This is a genomic window from Pseudomonas sp. MF09150 (assembly GCF_059862355.1).
Genome location: NZ_JCBCUS010000001.1, coordinates 1,760,073 through 1,772,657, shown reverse-complemented (window position 1 = coordinate 1,772,657; position 12,585 = coordinate 1,760,073). Strand labels below are relative to the sequence as shown.

At 63.4% G+C, this 12,585-nt stretch carries 12 protein-coding genes; 11 read left to right on the top strand and 1 reads right to left on the bottom strand.

What is annotated here, in order from left to right:
* Nucleotides 1-85 precede the first annotated feature (85 nt).
* From pocA to AC19YX_RS07915, 11 genes are all read left to right on the top strand, one after another.
* The gene (gene pocA / locus AC19YX_RS07965; protein WP_020300253.1) at nt 86-721 is read left to right on the top strand and encodes a flagellar polar localization protein PocA; all 636 of its coding nucleotides are present in this window, start codon (nt 86-88) and stop codon (nt 719-721) included.
* Nucleotides 718-1,146, top strand: a complete 429-nt coding sequence (gene pocB / locus AC19YX_RS07960; protein WP_078471074.1) for a flagellar polar localization protein PocB — start codon at nt 718-720, stop codon at nt 1,144-1,146. The genes pocA and pocB overlap by 4 nt, the downstream gene beginning before the upstream one ends.
* On the top strand, nt 1,146-2,156 hold the full coding sequence (gene lpxK, locus AC19YX_RS07955; protein ID WP_500606029.1) for a tetraacyldisaccharide 4'-kinase: 1,011 nt from the start codon (nt 1,146-1,148) through the stop codon (nt 2,154-2,156). The genes pocB and lpxK overlap by 1 nt, the downstream gene beginning before the upstream one ends.
* A 22-nt stretch (nt 2,157-2,178) precedes the next feature.
* Nucleotides 2,179-2,364, top strand: a complete 186-nt coding sequence (locus AC19YX_RS07950) for a Trm112 family protein (protein ID WP_020300256.1) — start codon at nt 2,179-2,181, stop codon at nt 2,362-2,364.
* The gene (kdsB, locus tag AC19YX_RS07945) at nt 2,361-3,125 is read left to right on the top strand and encodes a 3-deoxy-manno-octulosonate cytidylyltransferase (RefSeq protein ID WP_078471076.1); all 765 of its coding nucleotides are present in this window, start codon (nt 2,361-2,363) and stop codon (nt 3,123-3,125) included. Before AC19YX_RS07950 ends, kdsB begins: the two co-directional genes overlap by 4 nt.
* Complete coding sequence (locus tag AC19YX_RS07940; protein ID WP_500606028.1) at nt 3,125-3,589, top strand: low molecular weight protein-tyrosine-phosphatase; 465 nt, start codon at nt 3,125-3,127, stop codon at nt 3,587-3,589. Before kdsB ends, AC19YX_RS07940 begins: the two co-directional genes overlap by 1 nt.
* Complete coding sequence (gene murB, locus AC19YX_RS07935; protein WP_500606027.1) at nt 3,586-4,605, top strand: UDP-N-acetylmuramate dehydrogenase; 1,020 nt, start codon at nt 3,586-3,588, stop codon at nt 4,603-4,605. Before AC19YX_RS07940 ends, murB begins: the two co-directional genes overlap by 4 nt.
* A gap of 251 nt (nt 4,606-4,856) precedes the next feature.
* The gene (locus AC19YX_RS07930; RefSeq protein WP_078471079.1) at nt 4,857-5,327 is read left to right on the top strand and encodes a (2Fe-2S)-binding protein; all 471 of its coding nucleotides are present in this window, start codon (nt 4,857-4,859) and stop codon (nt 5,325-5,327) included.
* The gene (locus tag AC19YX_RS07925; RefSeq protein WP_500606026.1) at nt 5,324-7,642 is read left to right on the top strand and encodes a xanthine dehydrogenase family protein molybdopterin-binding subunit; all 2,319 of its coding nucleotides are present in this window, start codon (nt 5,324-5,326) and stop codon (nt 7,640-7,642) included. The genes AC19YX_RS07930 and AC19YX_RS07925 overlap by 4 nt, the downstream gene beginning before the upstream one ends.
* Complete coding sequence (locus tag AC19YX_RS07920) at nt 7,642-8,637, top strand: XdhC family protein (RefSeq protein ID WP_500606025.1); 996 nt, start codon at nt 7,642-7,644, stop codon at nt 8,635-8,637. The genes AC19YX_RS07925 and AC19YX_RS07920 overlap by 1 nt, the downstream gene beginning before the upstream one ends.
* The gene (locus AC19YX_RS07915) at nt 8,634-9,227 is read left to right on the top strand and encodes a nucleotidyltransferase family protein (protein WP_500606024.1); all 594 of its coding nucleotides are present in this window, start codon (nt 8,634-8,636) and stop codon (nt 9,225-9,227) included. The genes AC19YX_RS07920 and AC19YX_RS07915 overlap by 4 nt, the downstream gene beginning before the upstream one ends.
* A 75-nt stretch (nt 9,228-9,302) precedes the next feature.
* On the opposite strand, the gene rne is transcribed toward AC19YX_RS07915, so the two are convergent.
* Entirely contained in the window at nt 9,303-12,542 is a 3,240-nt protein-coding gene (gene rne, locus AC19YX_RS07910) for a ribonuclease E (RefSeq protein WP_500606023.1), read from the bottom strand.
* Between the last annotated feature and the right edge of the window lie 43 nt (nt 12,543-12,585).

Sequence of the window (12,585 nt, the reverse complement as noted above, 5' to 3'; positions counted from 1 at the left end):
AAGCGTCGGAGGATGCGACATCACGGTCTTCGGTGCGCCCGGACCCTATGTTAGAGTGGCGCACTTTTTCGAGGGGGCTGTCACTGTGTGGGAATTGGTCAAATCCGGCGGCTGGATGATGTTGCCGATCATTCTGAGTTCCATCGCCGCTGTCGGCATCATTGCCGAGCGTTTGTGGACCCTGCGCGCCAGCCGTGTCACTCCGCCCCATTTGCTGGGCCAGGTATGGCGCTGGATCAAGGACAAGCAACTCAATAAAGACAAGCTCAAGGAGCTGCGTGCCGATTCGCCCCTGGGGGAAATCCTCGCGGCGGGCCTGGCCAACTCCAAGCATGGTCGCGAGATCATGAAGGAATGCATCGAAGAGGCAGCGGCCCGGGTCATTCATGAACTGGAGCGCTACCTCAACGCCCTCGGCACCATCGCCGCCATGGCCCCATTGCTTGGGTTGCTGGGGACGGTACTGGGCATGATCGATATCTTCAGCTCGTTCATGGGCTCGGGCATGACCACCAATGCCGCGGTGCTGGCGGGTGGTATCTCCAAGGCGCTGATTACTACTGCAGCCGGTTTGATGGTCGGTATCCCTGCGGTGTTCTTCCACCGTTTCCTGCAACGCCGGGTCGATGAACTGGTCGTGGGCATGGAGCAGGAAGCGATCAAGCTGGTTGAAGTGGTACAGGGCGACCGTGACGTCGACATGGTCGAGGGCAAAGCGTGAAATTCCGCCGAAAGCCTCGGGAAACCGTCGATATCAACCTCGCGTCATTGATCGACGTGGTGTTTATCCTGTTGCTGTTTTTCGTCGTCACCACCACGTTCACCCGCGAAACCCAATTGCGTGTCGACCTGCCCGAGGCCGTCAGCGGTTCGCCCGCTGAAGACCAGCAGATCAAGCAACTGGATATCGCCATCAGTGCCGACGGGGTGTTTTCGGTAAACAACCAGTTGCTGCCGAAAAACGACCTGGCCGGCCTGATCGATGCCTTGCAGAAGGAGTCGGGGGGGGACACCAATATGCCGCTGTCCATCAGTGCGGACGGCAAGACCCAGCACCAGGCGGTCATTACAGCCATGGACGCCGCCGGCAAGCTCGGTTTCAGCCATTTGCGCATGACCACCGTCGAGGCGGCACCGGCACCCTGATGGCACTTTCTGATCGCTTGCTCGCCGCCTGGTACAACGGCCATCCCGCGTTGAAGCTGCTGCAGCCCCTGGAATGGCTGTATCGACGGGTGGTGGTGCGCAAGCGCGAGCGCTTTCTGGCGGGAGAGGGGGCTGTCTACCAGCCGCCGGTGCCGTTGATCGTGGTCGGCAATATCACCGTTGGCGGCACCGGCAAGACGCCGCTGATCTTGTGGATGATTGAACACTGCCAGCGCAGCGGTTTGCGGGTTGGCGTGGTCAGCCGAGGGTATGGCGCCAAGCCGCCACAACTGCCCTGGCGCGTCACGCCCGAGCAAAGCGCGCAGGTCGCCGGTGACGAGCCGTTGCTGATTGTCCAGCGCAGCGGCGTGCCGTTGATGATCGATCCGGATCGCAGCCGTGCCGTGCAAGCGCTGTTCGCCGCCGAACCTCTGGACCTGATTCTTTCCGACGACGGCATGCAGCATTACCGCATGGCCCGTGACCTGGAGCTGGTACTGATCGACGCCGCCCGGGGCCTGGGCAATCGCCGCTGCCTGCCTGCCGGCCCCCTGCGTGAACCGGTGGAGCGTCTGCAAAGCGTCGATGCCGTGCTTTATAACGGCGCCGGTGATGATCGCGAGGATGGCTTTGCCTTTCGCCTGGAGCCCACGGCGCTGATCAACCTGCTGACTGGCGAGCGCCGTGGGCTCGAGCATTTTGCGCCAGGCCAGGGGGTGCATGCGGTGGCGGGTATCGGCAACCCGCAACGTTTCTTCACTACCCTTGAAACGCTACACTGGCGACCCGTCCCCCATGCTTTTGCCGACCACGCCGAATACAGTGCCCAGGCCTTGAGTTTCACGCCGTCGCTGCCCGTGGTCATGACCGAAAAGGACGCGGTGAAGTGCCGTACTTTTGCGGCGGCCGACTGGTGGTACCTGGCGGTGGATGCGGTGCCGTCGCCGGCCTTCGTGGCCTGGTTCGATACCCAACTGATGCGCCTGTTGCCTGCTCGTCTTTTGCCTTAACGCTGTTATCCAGGGAATTCTCATGGACACCAAATTGCTCGATATCCTCGCCTGCCCGATCTGCAAGGGGCCGCTCAAACTCAGCGCCGACAAGACCGAGCTGATCAGCAAGGGCGCCGGCCTGGCCTTCCCGATCCGCGATGGCATTCCGGTGATGCTGGAAAGCGAAGCCCGTACCCTCAGCAACGACGAGCGCCTGGATAAATGACCACCGCCTTTACCGTTGTCATCCCCTCGCGTTATGCCTCCACCCGCTTGCCGGGCAAGCCGCTGCTCCTGATCGCCGGCAAGCCGATGATCCAGCATGTCTGGGAACAGGCCTGCAAAAGCAGCGCCGAGCGCGTGGTGGTGGCGACCGATGATGCGCGCATCCTCCAGGCCTGCCAGGCCTTTGGCGCCGAAGCCGTGCTGACCCGTGAAGACCACAACTCCGGCACCGACCGCCTGGCGGAAGTGGCTGCCCAGCTGGGCCTGGCGGCAGATGCCATCGTGGTCAACGTGCAGGGTGACGAGCCCTTGATCCCGCCTGCAGTGATCGATCAGGTGGCCGCCAACCTGGCCGCCCACACCGAGGCGCGCATGGCGACCCTGGCCGAGCCGATCGAAGACGTCGAGACCCTGTTCAACCCGAACGTGGTCAAGGTGGTCAGCGACCTCAATGGCCTGGCGCTGACCTTCAGCCGCTCCACCTTGCCCTGGGCCCGTGATGCCTTCGCCAGGAACCCCGGGCTGTTGCCGGAAGGCGTACCGTATCGGCGGCATATCGGCATCTATGCCTACCGCGCCGGCTTCCTGCATGACTTTGTCAGCTGGGGCCCGTGCTGGCTGGAAAACACCGAATCCCTCGAACAATTGCGTGCCCTGTGGCACGGCGTGCGTATCCATGTGGCCGACGCGCTGCAAGCGCCGCCGCCGGGGGTGGATACCGCCGAAGACCTTGAGCGCGTTCGTCGCCTGCTGGAGGCCTGATGCGGGTTCTGTTTGTCTGCCTGGGCAACATCTGTCGCTCGCCAACCGCCGAGGGCGTGCTGCGCCACAAGCTGCTTCAGGCGGGCCTGGCCGAGCAGGTCGAAGTGGCGTCGGCCGGCACCAGCGACTGGCACGTCGGCAAGCCTCCAGATGCTCGCAGCCAGCGAGCGGCCCTGGCGCGGGGCTACGATTTGTCGGCGCAACGTGGCCAGCAGGCCCGCCGCGAAGACTTCGCCCGCTATGACCTGATCCTTGCCATGGACCAGAGCAACGTGCGCAACCTCAAGGCCCTGCAGCCAGCGGGGGCCAAGGCTGAGCTGGACTTGTTCCTGCGCCGCTACGAAGGCGCGGTGGATGAGGTGCCGGACCCGTACTACGACGGCGACCAGGGTTTCGAGCAGGTGCTGGACCTGATTGAACAGGCCTGTGACCGACTGGTGATCGAATTGAAGGGGCGCCTATGACCTTGCAGGTGCAGGCCCGGGTTTCCCTCAAACCGTTCAACACCTTTGGCGTCGATGTGCAGGCGCAGCAGTTCGCCGAGGCCCATAACGATGCCGACGTGCGCGAGGCCCTGGCCTACTGCGCCGAACACCAGTTGCCGCTGCTGGTGATCGGCGGTGGCAGCAACCTGTTGTTGACCGCCGATATCCCGGCACTGGTGCTGCGCATGGCGACCCGTGGCCTGCGTTTGCTGAGCGACGACGGCCAGCGGGTCGTGGTCGAGGCCGAAGCCGGTGAAGCCTGGCATCCGTTTGTGTTGTGGACCTTGGGCCAGGGCCTGTCCGGTCTGGAAAACCTGAGCCTGATCCCCGGCACTGTCGGCGCCGCGCCGATGCAGAACATCGGTGCCTATGGTGTGGAGATCAAGGATGTGTTCGCCGGCCTGACCGCCCTCGATCGCCAGACCGGCGAGTTGCGCGAGTTCAGTATCGACGAGTGCGAGTTTGCCTACCGCGACAGCCTGTTCAAGCGCCAGGCCGGGCGCTGGCTGATTCTGCGCGTGCGTTTTACCTTGCAGCGAGTGGCCCATCTGCACCTTGAATATGGCCCGGTGCGCCAGCGCCTGACCGAGCAGGGCATCGATCAGCCGACCGCCAGCGATGTCAGCAGGGCCATTTGCAGCATTCGCAGCGAAAAACTGCCGGATCCTGCGATATTGGGCAATGCCGGCAGCTTCTTCAAAAACCCGGTGATTCCGGCGGCCCTGGCGGCCGAGATCAAGCTTGAATACCCGGGGCTGGTGGGTTATCCACAAGCCGATGGGCAGGTGAAGCTGGCCGCTGGCTGGCTGATCGAGCAAGCAGGCTGGAAGGGTTTTCGCGAGGCCGATGCCGGGGTGCATCGCCTGCAGTCGCTGGTACTGGTCAACTACGGGGCGGCCACCGGTTTGCAACTGTTGCAGTTGGCGCAAAAGATCCAGCAGGACGTTGCCCGGCGTTTCAAAGTGAACCTTGAGATGGAGCCCAACCTCTATTGAGTATCCGGGCTTGAGCTAGTCTCAATGCTTGAACCAAAGCCTTGCCTGGGTCACTCCAGGCAAGGCTTTTTTATTAACGGCGGCTTAACGTGACCTGCTGACAATGCAGCTGTTTTGCCCCCCAAAAGGCCCGGTGAAGATTCGTCCTCACAAGAGAGCCCATTAGCCTGAGTCAATCTGTTTGCGCCGCGAACCGCGCCATCCCGCTGCAGATTGCTCGACCCCATAACCGAACCTATGCGGGCGTGCCCATGATTACCCTGAAGCTCAATGGTCAAGATCATCAACTGGATGTCACCGAGGACATGCCACTGCTCTGGGCGATCCGCGATGTGGCGGGTTACAACGGCACCAAATTCGGCTGCGGCATGGGGCTGTGCGGTGCCTGCACCATTCATATCGACGGCTCGCCGGCCCGCAGTTGCATCACGCCGATCGGCTCGGTACTCGGGCAGAACGTCGGCACCATCGACAACCTGCACGCCGACCCTGTCGGCCAAGTCGTGCAGCAGGCGTGGCTGGACACCGCTGTCGCGCAATGTGGCTACTGCCAGGGCGGGCAGATCATGTCCGCCACCGCCTTGCTCAAGGTCAACCCCAACCCCAGCGACGAGCAGATCGAAGAGGCCATGCTGGGCAATATCTGCCGCTGCGGCACTTATAACCGGATCAAGACCGCCATTCGCCAGGCCGCGACCCACCTCAAGGAGGGCCGGGCATGAGCCAGTTACCCCATGATTTCACCCTGAGCAACCTCAGCCGGCGCGGTTTTCTCAAGGGCGTCGGTGCGACCGGTGCCCTGGTGTTGGCAGCGAGCTGGGGTTGGCAGGATGCCTTTGCCGACGACAAGAAGTTCGGCGCCGATGGCATGCCCCATGGCTGGGTCGACGATCCCAAGGTGTATGTGAGCATCGCCGCCGACGGCAGCGTGACGGTGGTCTGCAACCGTTCGGAAATGGGCCAGGGGGTACGTACCAGCCTGAGCATGGTGGTCGCCGATGAACTGGACGCCGACTGGGCCCTGGTCAAGGTGCAACAGGCCCCGGGCGATGAAGTGCGCTTTGGCAACCAGGACACCGACGGTTCGCGCAGCATGCGCCACTGGTACGAGCCCATGCGGCGCTGCGGCGCTGCGGCACGGGCCATGCTCGAACAGGCCGCTGCCGCCCAGTGGAATGTGCCGCTGGGTGAATGCCGGGCGCAGTTGCACAAGGTGGTGCATCCACCCAGCGGGCGTGAACTGGGTTACGGAGCCCTGGCCGTGGCCGCGGCGGCCTTGGCTGTACCGGCTCGCGACAGCCTGCGGCTGAAGCAGCCGTCGGAGTTTCGCTACATCGGCAAGGAGGCCACCCGCGCCATTGATGGCGCGGATATCGTCAATGGCCGGGCGCTGTACGGCGCCGACGTGCATTTCGACGGCATGCTGTACGCCACCGTGGCGCGCCCACGGGTCCATGGTGGCAAGGTCAAATCTTTCGATGACAGCGCAGCGCTGAAAGTGCCTGGGGTGATCAAGGTGTTGCAGATCGACAGTCGGCCGCTGCCTTCGGAGTTCCAGCCCCTGGGCGGTGTAGCAGTCATTGCCAGCAACACCTGGGCGGCGATCAAGGGCCGCGAAGCTTTGAAGATCGAGTGGGATGACGGGATCAATGCCGGTTATGACTCGATTGCCTATCGCAAGCAACTGGAGGATGCCGCCCGTAAGCCCGGCAAGGTCGTGCGCAGCACCGGCGATATCGATGCCGCGCTGAACAGCGCCGACAGCAGCCTGGAAGCGGCCTACTACCTGCCGCACCTGGCCCAGTCGCCCATGGAACCGATGGTGGCCGTGGCCCGTTTCGAAAACGGTGAATGCCAGACCTGGGCTCCGAGCCAGGCGCCGCAGGTCACCCGCGAGCGGATCGCCGAGCGCTTAGGCATTGCCTTCGACAAGGTCACGGTCAACGTGACCTTGCTCGGGGGCGGTTTCGGCCGCAAATCCAAGCCGGACTTCATCCTCGAGGCCGCGATCCTGGCCCAGGCGGTGCCCGGCAAGGCGGTGCGGGTGCAATGGACCCGGGAGGACGACATCCACTGCTCCTACTTCCATACCGTCTCGGCGGAGTACCTCAAGGCCAGCCTGGGCAAGGACGGCATGCCCTCCGGCTGGTTGCACCGCACTGTGGCGCCCAGCATTACCGCGTTGTTTGCCCCGGGCATGAACCACGAGGGCGCGTTCGAGTTGGGCATGGGCTTTACCAACATGGCCTACGCAATCCCCAACGTACGCCTGGAGAACCCCGAGGCTGCAGCCCATACACGCGTCGGCTGGTATCGCTCGGTGTCGAATATTCCCCACGGCTTCGCGATTCAGAGTTTTGTCGACGAGCTGGCGCACAAGGCGGGGCAGGACCCGCTCAAGTACCAGCTCAAGCTGCTGGGGCCGGATCGTCAGATCGATCCGCGAACCCTCAGCGAAGAGTGGAACTACGGCGAATCCCCGGAACGTTATCCCATCGATACCGCGCGCTTGCGTGGCGTGCTGGAAGTCGCAGCCAAGGCCGCCGGCTGGGGCCGGAGCCTGCCCAAAGGCCGAGGCCTGGGGCTGGCGGTGCACTACAGCTTTGTCACCTACGTGGCGGCGGTGATTGAAGTGGAGGTCAAGGACGATGGCACGCTGATCGTGCACAAGGCCGACATTGCCGTGGACTGCGGCCCGCAGATCAATCCCGAGCGCATTCGCTCGCAGTTCGAAGGCGCTTGCGTGATGGGGCTGGGCAATGCGGTGCTGGGTGAGATCAGCTTCAAGGAGGGCAAGGTCCAGCAGGACAACTTCCATATGTACGAAGTGGCGCGGATGTCCCTGGCGCCGAAACAGGTGGCGGTGCATTTGGTCACTCCGCCGGGCAACGTACCCCTGGGTGGAGTGGGTGAGCCGGGCGTGCCGCCGATCGCCCCGGCGTTGTGCAATGCGATCTTTGCCGCCACCGGGCAGCGGATTCGCAACCTGCCGGTGCGCTATCAGTTGCAGGGCTGGCAGCAAAAGGCCGCCAGTTGATGGACAGCGTCGATCTGAATGTCTTGCGCAGTGTGCTGGATTGGCGCCGTGCCGGGCACGCTGTGGTGCTCTACAGTGTGGTCCAGACCTGGGGCAGTGCGCCGCGGCCCCCTGGCGCCATGCTGGCCTTGCGCGGAGATGGAGTGGTGATTGGCTCGGTGTCCGGCGGGTGCATCGAAGATGATTTGATTGCCCGCTTGCAAGACGGGCGCTTGCCCGCAGAGGGACCGCCGGTGCAGTGGATTACCTACGGCGTCAGTCGTGACGAAGCCGCGCGTTTCGGCCTGCCGTGTGGTGGTACCTTGCGCCTGGCCGAAGAGCGGGTCGGCGATCCGGCCTGGGTCGCCGAACTGCTGCGGCGCTGCGAGGCTCATGAAATCGTCGCCCGGGTGCTGGACCTGAAAACCGGGGCGGTCGAGCTGGAGGTGGCGAGCAAGAGCGACGTCTTGAGCTGCGATGGCCAGACCCTGCGGGCAATCTACGGACCGCGCTGGCGCTTGCTGCTGATCGGGGCCGGCCAGTTGTCGCGATACGTGGCGCAGATCGCGCGCTTGCTGGATTTCGAAGTCCTGGTCTGTGACCCGCGCAAGGAGTTCGTCCATGGCTGGGAAGACCAGCAGGGTCGGTTCGTCGGTGGTATGCCGGATGACGCGGTGCTGACTATCGAGACCGATGAGCGCACGGCGATTGTCGCGCTGACCCACGACCCGCGCCTGGATGACATGGCGTTGCTCACGGCGCTGAATTCGCCGGCGTTCTACGTCGGCGCGCTGGGCTCGCGGATCAACAGCCAGAAGCGGCGAGACAACCTTGCCCAGCTGGGGCTGTCGGCAGACGCCATCGAGCGATTGCATGGGCCGATCGGCTTGCATATCGGCAGTCATACGCCGGCCGAAATTGCCCTGTCCCTGATGTCGGAGATTGTGGCGATCAAAAATGGCATCGACTTGCTGCAGAAAAAGCCCGCGCCGGTCGTGGACGAGGCGCCGGCTTGAGTCAGGAGCCTGCGGTGATTGTGCTGGCAGCGGGGCAGGGCAGCCGCTACCGACAGTTGGCGGGGGCTGATCAGGACAAGCTGTTAGCGCCCTGTATCGGTCGCGATGGGGTGGTGCGACCGGTGCTTGAACACGTGCTGGTCAACCTGCCTGCGCGGTTGTCCCGGCGGCTGTTGGTGACGACGGCAGATCGACACGCAGTCGCACGCCTGGGCCAAGCCTATGGGTGCCAGGTGCTGCGCGTGGATTCGCCGGGCATGGGCCATAGCATTGCGGCCGGGGTCGGCGCCTGTACCGATGCGGGCGGTTGGCTGGTGATGCCGGGGGATATGCCGTTCATCCTGGCGTCGACTGTCGAGCGCGTGTTGCAGGAGATGGAGGAGGGCGCTATCAGCGTCCCCGTGCTGGGCGCCGAGTATGGGCATCCGGTGGGGTTTGGCCGAGGCTATGGCGCTGCGTTGCTGGGGTTGTCCGGTGATCGTGGGGCCAGGCGGCTGTTTGCGCAGGGGGCGGTGGTTCCGGTGTCGGTAACGGACCCAGGTGTGCTGTGGGATGTGGATGTGCCGCAGGCGCTGCTGTTCAGCGGTTGAGTGCAGGAGCGCGACAATAGCCATAAAAAAGCCCCGCCTGGGTGACCAGGCGGGGCTTTTCAGTAGCGACCGGAATCAGACGAGGGGTTTAGTCTCGTGCTCTTCTTCCAGGGCTTTAGGTTGCTGCTCTACCGCTTCTTCGACCACCCGAGGGCTCTCGTCGATGGAAGCTGGCTGTTCAACAACCGGCTCGACCACTGCCGCAGGTTCGGCTTGGGCCGCAACCGGAGCAGGCTCTTGCGCCACAACTGGAGCTGCGGCGCCAGCCTGTTCGGCTTCTTTCTGCAGACGCTCGGCTTCACGTTTGCGGCGACGCACTTCACGTGGGTCGTTCGGCGCGCGGCCATTGCTGCCCAAGGCGCTCACAGGAGCGGCTTCGACCACTGGCTCAACCACTTCGGCAGCAACCGGAGCTTCAACGGCGGCTGGAGTCGGTTCAACGACTTCGGCTGCCACTGGAGCTGCTTGCTCAACCACGGCATCAACCACCGGGGCTGGAGCCTCGACAGGTGCTTCGACCACGATCGATTCGGCAATGCGTTCGAAAGCGCTTGGCGCTTCTTCGGCAGGTGCAGCAGCTTGCTCGGCAGGAGCCTGGAACTCAGGTTCTGCAGTAACGGCTTCGCTGATCACCGGTTGCTCGATCACAACTGGAGTGGCCGGTTCGGCAATGACAGCAGGCTCGACCGAGACTTCAAGCTGAAGTTGCTCTTCGCGAACTTCACGAACTTCAACCGCAGGAGCGACAGGTGCTTCTACCGGCGTGGTGGCTTCAACCACAGGCGCTTCAACCACTGCGGTTTCCAGAGCGGCAGTAGCGCGCTCAGCCTGCTCGTTGGCCTGGGCTTCGGCAGGTGCGCTGATCACGGTGCTGGCAACGGCGGCAGTGACTGCCAGGCCGGCAGCCAGATCGGCAGAGCTTGGTTCTTCACTGTTCTCTTCCGAACCTTCGATCACGTTGCCGTTGGCATCGCGCTGACGTTCACGACGGTTGCTGCGGCGACGCTGGCCACGGGAGCGGCGACGTGGACGATCGTCCTCGGCGTTCTCCTGGCCGTCTTCCGACAGTTGCTCTTCGTTGTTCAGCAGCTCTTCATCGGCAACGGCAGCCGCTTGTTCAGCAGCAGGTTGACGCTCTTCACGCGGTGCACGCGGTTGGCGTTCTTCGCGTGGCGCACGAGCTGGACGTTCCTCGGTGGTCGCGGCAGCAGCAGCTGCAACGGCCGGGGCGGCATCCAGAGGTTCGCGCAGTTCACGGACCGGACGCTCTTCACGCTCGCCACGAGGCTTGCGATCTTCGCGCGGTGCACGTGGTTGACGCTCTTCACGTGGAGCGCGTGGTGCGCGTTCTTCGCGAGCGGTGGCTTGAACTTCTTCGCGAGCCTCGCGTACTTCACGTGGCTGACGCTCTTCGCGCGGCGCACGTTCTTCACGTGGGGCGCGTTCTTCGCGAGGTGCACGTTCTTCACGCGGTTTGCGTTCTTCGTCGCGGCGACCGTTACGGTTGCGGCTTTGCTGGCGACCGTTGCGACGCTCTTCGTTGCGAGCAGGGCGCTCGGTCACAGGCTTTTCAACCACGACCGGGGCGACAGGCTCTTCCTTGGTAGCGAACAGGCTGACCAGGGATTTCACCAGGCCCTTGAACAGGCTTGGCTCGGCGACTGCAACTGGAGCGGCGACCGGCGCTGCGGCTTCAACCGGAACCGGAGCGTTGGCACGTGCCGGGGCGGTCTTGACGGCGGCCTCCTGGCGAACCAGGGTGCGGGTCGCGGCGGCTGGCTGGACTTCTTCAACTTCAGCAGCGGCAGCGGCGATTTCGTAGCTGGACTGGTTGATGCTGGCTTCCGGGCTGTCATCGCGCAGGCGCTGAACTTCGAAGTGCGGCGTTTCGAGGTGATCGTTCGGCAGGATGACGATGCGGGCGCGGGTGCGCAGTTCGATCTTGGTGATCGAGTTGCGTTTTTCGTTGAGCAGGAACGCAGCTACCGGGATCGGCACTTGGGCACGAACTTCGGCGGTGCGGTCTTTCAGGGCTTCTTCTTCGATCAGGCGCAGGATGGCCAGCGACAGCGATTCCACATCACGGATGATGCCGGTGCCGTTGCAACGTGGGCAGACGATGCCGCTGCTTTCGCCCAGGGATGGACGCAGGCGCTGACGGGACATTTCCAGCAGGCCGAAGCGCGAGATGCGACCGACCTGCACGCGAGCGCGGTCGGCTTCCAGGCATTCGCGGACTTTCTCTTCCACGGCGCGCTGGTTCTTGGCAGGGGTCATGTCGATGAAGTCGATGACGATCAGGCCGCCGATGTCGCGCAGGCGCAACTGACGGGCGATTTCTTCGGCAGCTTCAAGGTTGGTCTGCAGGGCGGTTTCTTCGATGTCGCTGCCTTTGGTGGCGCGCGCCGAGTTGATGTCGATGGACACCAGCGCTTCGGTCGGATCGATAACGATGGAGCCGCCGGAAGGCAGTTCAACGACGCGCTGGAAAGCGGTCTCGATCTGGCTTTCGATCTGGAAACGGTTGAACAGCGGAACGCTGTCTTCGTACAGCTTGATCTTGCTGGCGTACTGCGGCATCACTTGGCGGATGAAGGTCAGGGCTTCGTCCTGGGCTTCAACGCTGTCGATCAGCACTTCGCCGATGTCCTGGCGGAGGTAATCGCGGATCGCGCGGATGATCACGTTGCTTTCCTGGTAGATCAGGAATGGCGCGGAGCGATCCAGCGAGGCTTCTTTGATGGCGGTCCAGAGTTGCAGCAGGTAATCGAGGTCCCACTGCATTTCTTCGCTGCTGCGGCCCAGGCCGGCAGTGCGCACGATCAGACCCATGTCAGCCGGGGCAACCAGGCCGTTCAGAGCTTCACGCAGTTCGTTGCGCTCTTCGCCTTCGATGCGACGGGAAATGCCGCCGGCACGCGGGTTGTTCGGCATCAGAACCAGGTAACGACCGGCCAGGCTGATGAAGGTGGTCAGGGCGGCGCCCTTGTTGCCACGTTCTTCTTTCTCGACCTGAACGATGACTTCCTGGCCTTCGCTCAGGACGTCCTTGATGTTCACGCGGCCTTCGGGGGCTTTCTTGAAGTATTCGCGGGAGATTTCTTTGAGGGGCAGGAAGCCGTGGCGCTCAGAGCCGAAATCGACAAAGGCAGCCTCGAGGCTTGGTTCGATGCGAGTAATCCGGCCTTTATAGATGTTGGCCTTTTTCTGCTCGCGTGCACCGGATTCGATGTCCAGGTCGTAGAGGCGCTGGCCATCTACCAGTGCAACACGCAACTCTTCGGGTTGAGTTGCGTTAATCAGCATTCTTTTCATGTAGTACCGTCGGTTTCCGGGCTGCCGGAAACGGCGTTCGGCA